General features: G+C 33.7%; 8 protein-coding genes. 5 read left to right on the forward strand and 3 right to left on the reverse strand.

What is annotated here, in order from left to right:
* Positions 1 to 101: 101 nt before the first annotated feature.
* The 3 genes from ACXX80_RS15485 (at position 102) to tamL (ending at position 8,029) form a co-directional block, all read left to right on the forward strand.
* Complete coding sequence (locus ACXX80_RS15485) at positions 102 to 5,084, forward strand: translocation/assembly module TamB domain-containing protein (RefSeq protein WP_458554025.1); 4,983 nt, start codon at positions 102 to 104, stop codon at positions 5,082 to 5,084.
* Positions 5,085 to 5,178: 94 nt separating this feature from the next.
* On the forward strand, positions 5,179 to 5,640 hold the full coding sequence (gene tnpA, locus ACXX80_RS15490) for an IS200/IS605 family transposase (RefSeq protein WP_458554026.1): 462 nt from the start codon (positions 5,179 to 5,181) through the stop codon (positions 5,638 to 5,640).
* Between the two features lie 94 nt (positions 5,641 to 5,734).
* Positions 5,735 to 8,029, forward strand: a complete 2,295-nt coding sequence (gene tamL, locus ACXX80_RS15495) for a translocation and assembly module lipoprotein TamL (protein WP_458554027.1) — start codon at positions 5,735 to 5,737, stop codon at positions 8,027 to 8,029.
* Between the two features lie 278 nt (positions 8,030 to 8,307).
* On the opposite strand, the gene ACXX80_RS15500 is transcribed toward tamL, so the two are convergent.
* Positions 8,308 to 10,815: a M14 family metallopeptidase gene (locus ACXX80_RS15500; RefSeq protein ID WP_458554028.1), complete on the reverse strand. Its 2,508-nt coding sequence runs from the start codon at positions 10,813 to 10,815 to the stop codon at positions 8,308 to 8,310.
* A 238-nt stretch (positions 10,816 to 11,053) separates the two neighbouring features.
* Here ACXX80_RS15500 and ACXX80_RS15505 point away from each other — a divergent pair, with 238 nt between their 5' ends.
* Together ACXX80_RS15505 and ACXX80_RS15510 are read left to right on the forward strand one after the other, a co-directional pair.
* Positions 11,054 to 12,481, forward strand: a complete 1,428-nt coding sequence (locus ACXX80_RS15505) for an L-serine ammonia-lyase (protein WP_458554029.1) — start codon at positions 11,054 to 11,056, stop codon at positions 12,479 to 12,481.
* A gap of 85 nt (positions 12,482 to 12,566) precedes the next feature.
* Positions 12,567 to 12,740 carry a hypothetical protein gene (locus ACXX80_RS15510; protein ID WP_458554030.1) on the forward strand — a complete coding sequence of 58 codons (174 nt, stop codon included), beginning with the start codon at positions 12,567 to 12,569 and terminating at the stop codon, positions 12,738 to 12,740.
* Between the two features lie 117 nt (positions 12,741 to 12,857).
* On the opposite strand, the gene ACXX80_RS15515 is transcribed toward ACXX80_RS15510, so the two are convergent.
* On the reverse strand, positions 12,858 to 14,582 hold the full coding sequence (locus ACXX80_RS15515) for a HAMP domain-containing sensor histidine kinase (protein ID WP_458554031.1): 1,725 nt from the start codon (positions 14,580 to 14,582) through the stop codon (positions 12,858 to 12,860).
* Between the two features lies 1 nt (position 14,583).
* A complete protein-coding gene (locus tag ACXX80_RS15520; protein WP_458554032.1) occupies positions 14,584 to 15,711 on the reverse strand; it encodes a sensor protein KdpD in 1,128 nt (375 codons plus the stop codon).
* Positions 15,712 to 15,718: the final 7 nt, after the last annotated feature.

The raw sequence follows: 15,718 nt of genomic DNA on the forward strand, positions 1-15,718 counted from the left end.
ATTTCGTTTTCAATTTTTAATCTTTGTAAGTAATCCCATTTGCATACAAGATTGCAATTCTGATTTAAATTGGTTAATTTTAACCAAAAAATACACCTCATTTGAAAACATATTTAAAGAAAAGTTTAAAAATTTTCCTTTGGACAATAGGATCCATAATCCTATTGTTCTTAATTCTGTTTGTAGTTATTCAAATTCCTTCCGTTCAGAATTATGCCAAAGAAAAAGCGGTAACTTATTTGGAAGGGAAAATCAAAACCAAAGTGAGGGTCGATAGTCTTGCCATTGAGTTTCCAAAAAAAGTAATTCTCCAAGGCGTTTATTTTGAAGACCAAAAGAAAGACACTCTTTTTGCGGGTGAAAAGCTAGCTGCCGATATCAGCCTGTTTCAATTGATAAACAATAAAGTAGAAATCAATTCCTTAGAATTAATAGGGATTTCAGCTAATTTAAATAGAGATTCTAAAGCTATTTTTAATTTTGATTACATCATAAAAGCATTTGCTTCGCCAGAGAAACAAAAGAGCGATTCGCCACCCATGCAGTTTTCGGTAGAAGAAATAATGCTCGACCGCATCCAGTTTAACTATACCGATGCCGTTACAAAAAATGATATTTATGCCAATTTAAAGCATTTTGAAACGAAAATTAAAACCTTCGATTTAAACGAAATGAACTTTGAAATTCCTAAAGCTAAAATCAATGGATTACAATTCAAATTAAAGCAAGGATTGCTTCAAATTTCCAATGCGACTAAAGTGGCAGCAATAAAAAATGAACCGGAATCCATCTTAAAATTAAAATTGGGTGAAATTGATTTGGCAAAAATTGATTTCGATTATAAAAGTGACGAAACCAAGTTATCCACTAATTTTTATTTAAAAAAACTGCTGGCAAAAATTGATAAAATTGATCTTAACAATCAATTCGCAATTATTGAAAGTCTTGATTTAACGGGTGTAGAAGGTGCTTTGGCTTTTGATAAATTAGATATAATCAGACCTAAAAAAGAAGCTGTAAATTCCGAATCTAACAACTGGGATGTCAAAATAAAGAAAACGGAATTCAAACGAGTAAATTTCCGTTATGACAATAATAATGTTGCCGCAGTTCAAAAAGGAATTGACTACAACCATTTGAATTTTACGAATTTAAACTTACAAGTAGATATGCTGAATTACAATCCCGAAAATATTTCCGGAATTGCCAATTCATTAACCGTTAAAGACAAAAGCGGCTTGAACATTCAGTCCTTTAATGCGGAATTTTTCTACGGTAAAAAAAATGCTTTTGTTAAAAAATTATATTTAAAAACACCTCAAACGGAACTGAAAGACGAAATTAGAATTGGATATCCTTCTATTGAATCTTTAGCCAAAAATCCAGGAGAATTAGGACTTATTGCCAATCTGAAAAAGAGCAAATTGGGGATTAAAGATATTTTACTTTTTGCTCCGACTTTGAATAATACCAATCCGTTTATGAGTAATCCTAATGCGATATTGCTGGTTAATGGAACTGTAAAAGGGAAACTAAAAAACATTGAATTCCCAAGTATAGAAATCAGTGGCATTGGAACTACAAAAGTAGCAGCAAGCGGCAGAATTATTGGTTTACCAGATGTAAACAAAGCTTATTTTGATTTGAATATTAAAGACTTACAAACTGGTTCGAAAGATTTTGTTGGTTTTTTGCCAAAAGGTACCATTCCAAATTCGATTCAGTTGCCGTCAAAATTCAGCGCCAAAGGATTTTTTAAAGGAACCATTGCTAATTTCAACACTAATATGAATATCGCAAGTAGTTTTGGAAATGCAAAAATCAAAGCTACATTCGACCAAAGCAGAAAAAATTACGAGAAATACGATGCCCAAACAGAACTTACTAATTTTGATTTAGGGAAATTTATCAAGAACGACTCCATTGGAAAAGTAACTTTAAAAGCTAACATTAAAGGAACTGGATTTGATCCAAAAACGGCAATAGCATCATTAAACGGAACTATTTTGAAAGCGTATTATAATAAATATACGTACCAAAATGTAGCCGTAAAAGGAACTGTTCGCAACGGAAATTTCAATGCAACTGCTTTGGCAAAAGATCCTAATCTAACTTTTGATTTGGTGAGTAGCGGAAGTTTTAAAGACAAATATCCTACCGGAAAACTAAAACTGAATGTCGATATCGCTGATTTGGAAAAATTGAATCTGCACGCTGGCCCTTTGAAAATAAGAGGTGTTGTAGATGCTGATATCCAATCGGCAAATCTTGATTACCTCAACGGAACGGTTTATGCGCACAACATTACCATCGTAAATGCTAAAGAGGAATTTGTAATTGACTCTGTTAGCGCAGTGGCAACATCTACCTCTGAAAAGAATACATTTGTATTGAAATCACCTTTTTTGGATGTTGAAGCTGTTGGAAAATACAAGTTGTCAAAAATAGCGACTGCTTTGACAAATTCTATTGCAAAGTATTATGACAGCAAACCAAGTTCCAGAAAAATAGCAGTTGAGAAACAAGAATTTGTTTTTAAAATTGGTGTAAAAGACAGTCCAATTCTATTAAAGCTTATTCCTGAATTGAAAAGTCTGGAACCTATTAATATACAAGGAAGATATAACTCTGTTAACGATTCTATTGTTTTGAATGGTACAATTCCAAAATTAATTTTTGGAGAAAATACCATTACAAATGCAGTCCTTAAAGTAGATACTAAAGACAATTCACTTGTTTACAATTTTGTAGTTGATGACATTCAAAACAAACAAATTCAATTGCCCCACACTAGCATTTCAGGTAAAGTTCAAAATAATATTGTGAATTATACGGTGCAATTAAAAGATTCAAAAGACAAAGAAAGATACTTAATTGCGGGAACATTAAAAGCTAGCAACGGAAACAACGACATCAATCTTGATCCAAATAATTTGTTGTTGAACTATGAATCTTGGAAAATAGCACAAGACAATTTAATTCGCTTTGGCAAAAAAGGAATCTATGCTGATAATTTCGAATTAAGCAAAGACGGAAGTAAAATCCTCATTCAATCACAATCTCAGGATGCCAATGCACCAATCGCAATTGATTTCAAAGATTTTGATATAAAAACCATTACCAGCATCGTTGAGAAAGATGATTTGCAAATGAGCGGTAAAATCAATGGAAATGCATTGGTCAAAAACATAAGCACCACACCTCTTTTTACTTCAGACTTAAACATTGAAAATTTTACTTTCAAAAAAGATACGATTGGAAAAATTAGCATCAAAGTAAATAATGCAATTGCTAACCAATATGACGCCGTAATTGCCATTACGGGTCAAGGAAATCAAGTTAATCTGGAAGGAAATTACAAGACGACTGACAGCAGTTTTGATATGAATCTCGACATTGATAAATTGAACTTAAAAAGTATTCAGGGCTTTACATTGGATAACATTACGGAAAGCACAGGATTCTTGACAGGAGATTTTAAAATAACTGGGAATACTTCGCAGCCGAACGTAATTGGAGAATTGAAATTCAATGAAATTGGTTTCAAAGTGAAGCAACTCAATGCAAAATTCAAATCTTTAAATGATAAAATTGTATTTTCACCAAATGCGATTCTTTTTGACAATTTTATTATAAAGGATGAAAAAGACAATGATTTAGCTATCAATGGAAAGATTGACAGCGCCAATTTCAGCAATTTTGGTTTTGACTTAGCCATTGATGCTGATAATTTCAAAGCCGTCAATTCTAAAGCAAAAGACAATGATTTATATTATGGTGAATTGTACTTAGACAATCATTTGAAACTATCCGGAAATTTAGACAATCCTATTGTAGAAGGAAATATCAAAATTAATAAAGACACTAAATTCACTATTGTTTTACCACAATCAGACCCGTCAATTGCTGACAGAGAAGGAATTGTAGAATTCATTGACCAAGACAATCCGAAATTAGTCGAGACGATTCTTATGGATGAATTGGACAGTGAAATGGACATAAAAGGAATCAATGCTTCGGTAAATATTGAAGTAGATAAAGACGCTGAATTATCATTGGTGATTGATAAAGCCAACGGAGATTACCTAAAATTAAAAGGAGAGGCACAATTGAACGGCGGTATTGATCCATCAGGAAAAACGACTTTGACCGGAAGATATGAATTATCTGAAGGTAATTATGAAATGAATTTTAATGCTATCAAAAGAAAATTTGACATCAAAAAAGGAAGTTATATCCTTTGGAATGGAGAGCCTACAACTGCAGATATCAATATCACTGCAGTTTACAAAACTGAGGCTGCTCCGATTGATTTGGTAAACGACCAGTTAGGAGATGTCACTGCCGAAGTGAGAAATACTTACAAACAAAAAATTCCTTTTGAAACCGAACTAAAAATGAATGGTGAATTGATGAAGCCAAACATTTCTTTTGATATCATTTTGCCCGATGGAAACAATAGTGTTTCAACAGAAATTATCAATGCAACGCAAGCTAAACTGACTCAACTGCGTCAGCAACCGGATGAATTAAACAAACAAGTATTTGCCTTACTCCTACTGAATCGTTTTATTGGAGAAAACCCATTTGCCAGTGAAACCGGAGGAACAAGCGTTTCGTCAATAGCAAGAGAAAGTGCCAGTAAAATTTTGTCGCAACAATTGAATAATTTAGCAGGGGATTTAATTGAAGGTGTAGAACTTAATTTTGATTTAAATACTTCTGATGATTATACTACAGGTCAACGAGAAAACAAAACTGATTTGAGCGTAGGTATTTCAAAGAAATTATTAAATGACCGATTGAAAGTTACTGTAGGAAGCAGTTTTGGAATTGAAGGTCCGCAACAAGTGAATCAAAACACTAATAATATTGCAGGCGATGTATCGATTGATTACCAACTTTCAAAAGACGGTAGATATAAAATACGAGCATACCGAATTAATAAATACCAAGTAGCGCTTCAAGGTGAAGTTGTGGAAACCGGAATTGCTTTTATCATCACTATGGATTACAATAAATTCAGTGAATTGTTTCGCAAAAGTGAAGCGAAAAAAGCAAAACAAAAACAGAAAAAGAATTAAATAAAGTAAGTTTAAAATGTGCCTTTAGGCACTAAATATTGGTAGGCAAAAATATAAATTTCAAACAAGAATGTCCCGTAGGGACTATACCATTATGGCAAATACTTATACACAAATTCATATTCATTTTGTCTTTGCAGTAAAATTTAGAGAGGGTATTATAAGTCCTCAACGGAAAGACACTCTTTATAAATATATCACAGGAACTATTCATAACAACAATCATAAGGTATTGGCTATTAATGGAACCTCAGATCATATTCATATTTTGATTGGACTTAGACCTTCACAATCTATTTCAGATTTAATGAAAGATGTGAAGCAAAGTTCTTCAAAGTGGATTAATGAAAATAAATTAGTAAAAAGACATTTTGAATGGCAGGAAGGTTATGGAGCGTTTTCCCATAGCAAATCACAAATAAATAAAGTAATAAATTACATTGAGAATCAAGAATTACATCACAAAAAGTTAACTTTTAAAGAAGAATATTTAGATTTTCTTAAAAAATTTGAAGTTGATTATGATGAAAAATTTGTTTTTAAAGAATTGATTTAGAATTAGTATAGTCCCTACGGGACATAGAAATAATTGATATCGTTTACTACCAATATTTAGTTCCTAACGGAACAATAATAACAACAAATAAAATATGAACAAGAGCCATTTACTATATTTTCTTTTTTTAGGATTGTTAGTTTCCTCCTGTAGCAATACTAGATTTCTTCTCGAAGGAGAACTGCTGTATACCGGCGGAAAAGTTACCGTTGAAGAAAAGGAAATGTCTAAAAAAGAAAAAAAAGCATTAAAAACGGCATTAAAAGAAATTCTTAGACCAAAGCCTAATTCCTCGATTTTAGGACTAAGACCTAAATTATACATCTATAATTTGGCTGGGACGCCAAAGAAAGAAAAAGGATGGCGCTACTGGCTGAGAACTAAAGTAGGCGAAGCTCCAGTTTTATATAGTCAAGTAGATTTAGAATACAACAAAAGTGTTTTGCAAAACTTTGCAGAAAACAGTGGCTATTTCAATACAAGAACATCGGCAGATTCAACCCGACATGGTAAAAAAGCGACCGCAGAATATATCGTTAAACCAGGAAAACAATATAAAATTAAAGAAGTAAAATTCCCTACAGACTCCTCCATAATTTCGACTGCCGTTCGCAATACCAGACGAAGAAGTCTGTTAAAAAAAGAGGAAGGTTACAGTCTTGCTGTTATTAAAGAAGAAAGAATTCGTATTGATGCAAGACTAAAAGAAAAAGGATTCTTTTATTTTAACCCTGATTATCTCAAAGTACAAGTAGATACAACTGTGGCTGATCATCAGGTGGATCTTATTGTAAAAGTAAAAGACGAAGCTCCAAAACTGGCTGAGACACCATACAAAATCAATAAAATTATCGTTTATCCAAACTATTCTATAGGTTCTGACAGTGTGAAAACGAATGTGGACTCCATCAAAAAACACAATGACTTAACTATTATAGATGAGGAAAATTTGTTTAAACCACGCATTTTTGACAGAGCATTATATTTCAAAAAAAATGATTTATACAACCGTACCGATCATAATTTATCCTTGAATCGGTTAGTAAATCTGGGGACTTTTAAATTTGTAAAAAATCAATTCAGAGTTTCTGATACGACAGGAAACTATCTCGATGCATACTATTACCTGACTCCATTACCCAAAAAATCAATCCGACTGGAATTGTTAGCCAAAACAAACTCCGCTAATTATACAGGAACCGAGCTCAATTTAAACTGGAGTAACAGAAATACTTTTAGAGGTGCAGAATTGCTTACTATCTCTGCTTTTGGCGGAGTTGAAGTACAAGTATCCGGTCAGAATAATGGATTTAATGTATATCGTATTGGAACCGAAGCAAATTTAGTTTGGCCAAGATTAGTCGCTCCTTTTAAACTAAATTCTCCAAGTGGTTTTGTTCCAAAAACGAAAGCAACATTAGGATACGAATTCCAAAACAGAACTAAATTATATTCCTTGCAAACCTTCAAAGGTTCGTTTGGTTACTTATGGAAAGAAAATGAACGAAAAGAACATTTATTGAATGTTACCGAGATTACATACGCCAGTCCGCAAAATGTTACTGCTTTGTACCAAGAGCAAATTCTTGCAAATGAATCTTTGGGAAAAGTCATTGAAAAGCAATTAATTTTTGGACCAACTTATTCTTATACCTACACCAATACACTACAAAAAAGAAAGAAAAACACCTTTTACTACAAAGGAACGATAGACTTAGCAGGAAACATAGCCGGATTAGCTTCCGGAGCAAACATTGAAAAAAAGGACGCCATTAAATTATTCGATGTTCCATTTAGTCAATTTATCAAAATAGAGAATGATTTTAGACATTATTATAAGTTAGGTCCAGATTCGCAACTGGCAAGCCGAGTTATTTTAGGCGCAGGATATGCTTACGGGAACTCCCGTGAAATGCCCTTTATCAAACAGTTCTTCATTGGTGGAACCAATAGTTTACGAGCCTTTAGAGCACGTTCTATAGGTCCGGGAAGTTTTGATGGCGCATCAACAAATACCAATACCTTTTTACCCGATCAATCTGGTGATATAAAATTGGAATTTAATACCGAATATCGAGCTAAAATTTACGGATTAGTGAAAGGAGCCTTATTTATAGATGCCGGTAATATATGGCTATTGAACGAGAATACGGAAAAACCGGGAGCTAAATTCTCCAAAAAATTCCTGAATGAAATAGCCGTTGGTGCTGGAGCAGGATTGCGTTTCGATTTCTCTTTTCTTATCTTGAGAACAGATCTTGCATTTCCTTTAAGAAAACCATATTTACCTGATGGCGATCGTTGGGTTTTAGATAAAATTGATTTTGGAAGCGGTGCTTGGCGAAAAGAAAATTTGATTTTCAACTTGGCTATTGGCTATCCATTTTAAAACAATACAATCTGGATAAAAAAAGAGCACGATGATTTCGTGCTCTTTTTGTATAATAACTAATCAAGGCGTAAATTTTTTTTTGTGCCGTTAGGCACTAAATATTGGTAGTAATTGGGTTTAAAATTCGTTAGCGTGCCGTAGGTACGCAACATTTATGGTTTTGTTGCGTACCTACGGCACGCTAAATTCGCTTCAAATGTTGTGTTTTTTTTTACCAATATTTAGTACCTAACGGCACAATTTAACTATTAATTCCCATAATAAATTATCCAGTTTTAGTCTACCAAGAATAAGGCATTGCTAAACAGTAAATTTCCATTTTCCCAGAATCCCCTGAATAATGGATTTTCTACCATATAAATTACTGATCCGTCTCCTTTGCTTTCTACCGCAAAACTTACGGTATTATTCAATTTCTTTTTGATTTCATTACCAACAAAACCATAGCTTTTATAATCTTTAGGAACATAAACAACATTGGTTGCTTTCTTCAACAAAGAATAATGTCTGTCATCTGTTTTTAAGCTGAAATATTTATCGCCTAAACCAAACGACATTGGATGTGTTTTATTCAGAAGATTTTCGATGATGGCACCTGGAATCGATTTAGAAATATACCTGCGCTCCGAATCCTGAAAATCTAGAAAACGTTCTTTCAATTCTTCTTCTTTGGCTTCTTTCTCAGAACTCAATTTATCTTCTTCTGTTGCAAAAGGACTCAACGCATATCCTTCTTTAGCCTCAAAAAGAGTTAGTGCGCTGTTCATCGCTATCACTTTTCCGCCATTTTTAATCCATTCTCCTATTTTCTTTTGTTGGTCTTCTGAAAAATCATAATATCCATCCGCCATAATAAGCGTGTTGTAATTGAATAGGTTTAATCTGTTAAAATTACTTACCTCAACCACGCTCACTGGATATCCAATAGTTTCTTCCATATAATACCAAGTAGCGCCAAACTCTGTAGAACCAACTCCTTTTCCAGATAATAAAACGACTTTTGGTGCTTTTAGTAAATTGAAATTTTCTCCACCAACATCTTTCGAATTAGATGAAAATCCTGTAGCTATATAATTGTAATCAGATTTTATTTTAACCATTTCGCCAATCGTTTTTTCAAAATCTACAACTTTTGGATTATCGGCTTTAGTCACAATCAAACCACCTGGCTCCACTATTACATCGCCAAAAATAGCTTTTTTCATCGCAGATCGAACTTTGATATTATTTTGGTGCAACAACGAAAGAACCTGAGCAGAAATTCTGTTATTCCAAGGAATATGGAACGCGTATACATTTTGTGGAATTCCTTTTTCTTGCACTTCAATGGACGCTTTTGTTTTGATAGCCAAACTGTTTTTCAACGCATAGCCTTCAACTCCATACGCCAAGGGCAAAGCCCAAGACGTAATATCATAGGATAAACTATCATTCAACTTTTGATTTGGTTCAAAGAGTACCTGCGCAAAAACGGCTTTTTGTTGGTCTACTTTTACAATTAAATCATTCGGTTCAATCGTAAAACCTTTCTCTGTTTTAGTAGTATAATTAAATCCAGATGCTTTTTGACTGGCATCAGCGTAACTGAATTCCACATTATTCTTTTTCAACAAATCCGCCATTTGAATTAGCTTCGGATTGTTTTTCATCACGTACATTTTATAATTTCCCTTCACTGTTTTTCGAGAATTATTCATAAAACCTCTAAAACCTTTCAGCAAAACATCTGCTTGTGCCGCCGCTGATTCTACCACGGTCAAGACTGCCGTTGCGTGATGTGTCAATCGATCTTGTATTGTAAGCGTAATTCCGTTACTCATTGTAACAGCTCTCCCCGCACCTATTCCACCTTGTTCCATCGTCATTCCTACCGCGCCATTATACGTAGGATAGGTATCGCCATAACTTGGATAAAACAAATCAAAACGTTCGCCGGTATTGTACATCCAGTTTTGAGCATCAAATTTTTTAGAAATATTTTTACCTAAAGTGTAATGAAAATCTTTCTGGTACTTCTCAATATATTCATGCAAAGGTTCCGCTGATGGTGGAAAAAAATAGGGTGAATCGTATCCCATTTCGTGTACATCTGTATGAACTTGAGGCATCCATTGGTTGTATAATGCAATTCGCTGCTGGGTTTCCGGTTGTGTTTGCCAAGCCCAATCTCTATTTAAATCAAAAATATAATGGTTGTATCTCCCGCCAGGCCAAACTTCCATGTGCTCTCTGTCTGATAATTCCGGATGCGTTTTTTTTCCTGAAATTTCTCGTAACCAATTCCCGTATCTGGAATATCCATCAGGGTTAATACACGGATCAAGAATAACAATCGTATTTTCTAACCACTTTTTGGTTTCAGCATTCGAAGGATTTACTAACTCGTATGCTACGGCCATTGCACTTTCGGTTCCGGCAAATTCATTTCCGTGAACATTGAAACTCAACCATACGATTAATTTATCGCCTATCATTTGCGATTTATTTTGGGACAAACCAATAGCTGCTAAATTGTTATTTCTTATTTGTTCCAAATTAGCTAAATTCTCCGGACTCGAAATAAAATACACATTCAAATCCCTTTGTTCAGGCGTTACACCATATTTCTGATGTTTTATAAAAGTAGATTTTTCCGTAAGATGTTTGAAATAATTTTCGGCCTGATGATAGTAGGTAATTTGTTTTCCGTAATTAGGTAAAAACTGAGAAGGACTTTGCACTTGTGAATTAGCACTCAGTACCAAAGTTAGCATTAGATAAAAAGAAAAAACAGTCTTTTTCATATTATTTTGGGTTAGTTATGCTTCAAAAATAGCCATTTAACAAGTATTGTACAAGCTAACTTTCGGATTAGTGAAATATTGATTTTCCTAAACCTCAAGTTTTTATTAATTTATTTTTTGTTGAAGAATACTAAAAATACAGCACCTTTCGTTATTAAATAAACAATAATATTACGTTTTGAGTTAGTATCCTTGCTACATTCTATTATATTTGCAAACAACAAAATTCATATAACAAATGGAAGAATGTATATCAGTTTTTGACATGCTAAAAATTGGTGTTGGACCTTCGAGTTCGCACACACTTGGACCTTGGAGAGCAGCCGAACGATTTCTTAGTGAATTGAGAAATGAAAATTTACTTCCTTTTGTACATCGGGTAAAAATAGATTTATACGGTTCCCTTTCCTTGACCGGAAAAGGTCACGCCACAGATTTAGCCGTGATGCTAGGTTTAAGCGGGCAAGATCCGGAATACATTCCTGTTGAAAATATTGATGGGATTATCAAATCAATTGAATCAAAAAACGAAATCAATTTAGGAAATGAAAAACCAATTCCTTTTTATTTCCTTCAAGACATCGTCTTCAATAAAAACTTCCTTCCTTTTCATGCCAATGGAATTACTTTTACGGCTTACATAACAGATGACAGTGAGTACGTTTCTACCTTTTATTCTATTGGTGGCGGATTTGTGGTCAAAGAAGAACGCATCAACGCCAAGAAGAAAGTAGAAATAAAATGTGCTTTTCCTTATCCAATTGAGAAAGCAGCAGAACTATTGGATTATTGTAAAAAAGAGAACAAATCCATATCGGAAATCGTTTATGAAAACGAAAAATCGATGCGTACCGAAGCGGTTATCGATCATGAATTGATACGCATTTGGAAAACAATGCTCGAATGCATGTACATTGGTTGTCATTCAGAAGGGATTCTTCCAGGAGGTTTGAACGTACGCCGCAGAGCTTTTGATATGCACCAAAACCTCATCGGTTTAGCCAATTATGATTCACCACAAAGCTGGCTCGAAGAAATCCGTAAAACCGAAGTGAAGTTTCGCCAAATCTTACAATGGGTGAGTTGTTTTGCCTTATCTGTTAATGAAGTCAATGCAGCTTTAGGTCGCGTGGTTACAGCACCAACTAATGGAAGCGCTGGAGTCATTCCTGCCGTTTTAATGTATTATTTAGTCATTGAAAACCACATTGCTGGTGAAAAAGAAATCAAACAATTCCTAATGGTTGCTGGTGAGATAGGTAGTATTTTCAAGAAAGGTTCTACCATATCTGCCGCAATGGGTGGTTGTCAAGCCGAAATAGGTGTATCATCTGCCATGGCTGCAGCGGCTTTGTGCGAATTGATGGGCGGAACTCCCGAACAAGTTTTAATGGCTGCCGAAATCGCAATGGAGCATCACTTAGGATTGACTTGTGATCCTATTGGTGGTTTAGTTCAGATTCCTTGTATTGAAAGAAACACTATGGGAGCGATAAAAGCCATCAATGCTGCTGAGCTTGCACTACAAACCGATCCAAAAAATGCAAAAGTACCTTTGGACAAAGTGGTAGATACGATGTGGCAAACGGCCAAAGACATGAATAATAAATACAAAGAAACTTCTGAAGGCGGATTAGCGATTGCAGTGAATATGGCGGATTGTTAAACTTAATAACACAAATTTAAAATACAAACAATCTAAAATTCAAATATTTACAGTAGATTTATTCTATATACTTAAACAAAAAGCAATGGAAATCAATTGGGTAATAGTCAGCATTGTAATCATTTGTGTGCTTATTTTGATTGTATTTCTTGTTAGAAAAAATCAAAAAGATAAAAAGAAGTACACTCATTTCTTGAACAATGATTACAAAAAAGCAAAAGAAGAAGAAGAGTCAGACCTGAATGACGACACGTATTAATTTATAATGCTGGACTATTTCATTAACCTTTACAAATGATTTCTGATTAAACAAAACCTTCATTATAAACTAGAAAGTACCTGGAATTATTTCAAATTAAACTTTCTTATTTCTAAATCAAACCGTACCCAATTTAAAATAAAAAGTACTACCCAGACCCAATTCACTTTCTAATCCAATAGTTCCGTTTTGTGCTTCTATAAATTCTTTGCTTATTGCTAAACCAAGTCCTGTTCCTGACTTTTGGCTTCCTGGTACCTGAAAATATTTATCAAAAATTTTAGTTTTATAACGGGAATCAATTCCTTTTCCAGTATCAATTACTTGAAAAACAACCTGATTATTTTCATTTTTAAGTTTTACAACTATCTTACTGTTTTCTGTTGAATACGTAATTGCATTGGTTAAAAAATTAATCAAAACCCACGCAGTTTTTTCACTATCCCCTTTTATATCAGGTAAATTTTGTTCAGTCTCAATAACTAGCTCAATTTGCTTTTGTTCTGCTTGCACTTTTACAGCTTCGGTAGCGTAGTTAATAATTTCATAGGGATTACTCTTCTCAATATTCAGCTTTATATTCCCGGTTTCTAACTGCGACAATTCCAACAGTTCCCCAGTAATTTTTAATAACCGCTGACTATCGTCTTTAATGCTTTCGATTAATTGCTTTTGATCTTCATTAATGTTGCCTGTTTCTGCTTTTTCAAGTAATTGTAAACTTAATTTTATAGATGAAATTGGGGTTTTCAATTCGTGTGAAACAGTAGCAATAAAATTAGTTTTAGCAAAATCCAATTCTTTAAAAACAGTAATGTTTCTTAAAATAATAACATTTCCAATGTCAATAATTTGATCTTCTCCTGTTGGTTTAATAGTAATGTTTATGGTTTCTTTTTCAAAATAACTTTCTTTACCATCAGCAAAAATTTTCATGGGAAGCGATTTCTGTTTCTCGTTTGACAGATCTTTAATTACTAACGTTTTCATCAAATCATTTGTCAGAGCAAGAGTTGTTACTAGTTTACCCATAACGTCCTCTGATTTTAAACCAATTATTTTCAAAGCCTCATCATTAGCAAATAAAATCAAACCCTGATTGTCTAACCCGATAATTGGGTCGTGCATATTGTTAATTAAAGTTTCTAATCTTTTCTTTTCAAATGACAGTTTATACAAATTACTATTATTATATTCCTGCAGTTTTTCGGCCATGGTATTAAATGATTTGGCCAAATCTCCAAATTCATTGTGATTCATAAAATTCACACGTTGCGAATAGTTTTTGTTGGCAATTTGCTTGATACTGTCCGTGAGTTCTTTTATTGGATTAGCGATATTGTTGGGCAAATTCACTAATAAATTGAACGCAATCAAAAAGCAAAGTGTTCCTGTTACTGCTATCCAAAAATTAGCGGTCTCTGCCGTGTGTTTTGCAATATCACTTTTTTGTTTTATCGCATTCATATTCAATTTCATAATCTCGAAAATGTCTTGACGGATTTGGCTTTTTAAGGTTTCATCGGTTCTATTCTTTTTCAAAAAATCGAAATTTTTCTCCAAATTATAAGTCGCTTTATCTTCGCCAGCCTCAGTAATATTGGCAATTTGTTTGGTAATATTGGTTTCAAAAATAATAATTGCCTTTTCTTCATTCATATTAATTTCATCTAAAGAAAGAAGCATATTACGCGAATATTCAAGCGTGTTGTAATTGGCTTTCAGAATGTTTTCTGTGTCTTTTTTTATCGAAAAAATATAAAATGCCGCTACTAATGAAAGTATGATTATCATTAGAAAAAGCAATCCAACACCCAGGTTTAATTTGGTTTTAATTTTCATTTTAAGATAGAATTATAAGATCAATATTAGAAGACGTTAGGTTGTTCAACAATTTATTAAAAACAGTTGTCGATAAAATTACTTTAAATAAACTCAAATGCGGTTTCCCTATGCAAACAGTAGTGATTTGTTTTTGCGCGACCACCTCTAAAATAGCATCTGTAATATGAGTATTCTGAACTTTAATTACTTCGGCACCAAGTTGTGTGGCCAATTTAAAATTATTAATCAGATGCCGTTGTTTGTCGAGCGCAATTCTGTCGCTGCTTTCTTTTGGCGTTTCTACATACAAAACGCACCATTTGCTATTGTAATAACTCGCTAATCGCGCCGTTTTTCTTATGATTGTCTTAGCGATTTTGTCGTTACTACTGATACAAGCCAATAATCTTTCATGTTTTACTGCAATGTTTTTGGGCACTTCACTTTCCACTTTCCTATTGACTTGACTGGCTACTTCTTTCAAGGCCAGCTCCCGCAATTGTAATATTTGATCGGATTTAAAAAAATTATTTAGCGCCGTATGGATTTTATCTGCAGTATAGATTTTACCTTCTTTCAAACGGGCAATCAACTCATCTGAAGTCAAATCAATATTCACCACCTCATCTGCCAATTTCAAAACACTGTCCGGAATGCGTTCCTGAACGTCAATATTTGTGATGTTTTTTACTTCTGCATTTAAACTTTCTAAGTGCTGAATATTCACTGCCGAAATCACATTTATTCCTGCTTCTAAAATCTCCAAAACATCTTGCCATCGCTTCTCATTTTTGCTTCCTTCAATGTTTGTATGCGCTAGTTCATCTACAATAACCACTTCTGGACGCAAATTGATAATGGCTTGTAAATCCATTTCTTCAAGCAGTTTACCTTTATAAAAAAGGGTTCGCCTAGGAATGACCGGTAAACCTTCTAGTAGTTCGTGTGTTTCTTTCCGATTGTGCGTTTCTACATACCCAATCTTTACATCGATACCATTTTTCAACAAGGTATGTGCTTCTTGTAACATCCGAAAAGTTTTGCCCACACCGGCACTCATACCGATGTAGACTTTAAACTTTCCTTTACGTGATTTCTGAATTAAATCAAGAAAGTGTTTGACATTATTTTCTTTTTCGTTGTCCAATTTATAT

This window comes from Flavobacterium sp. GNP002, from assembly GCF_054343795.1.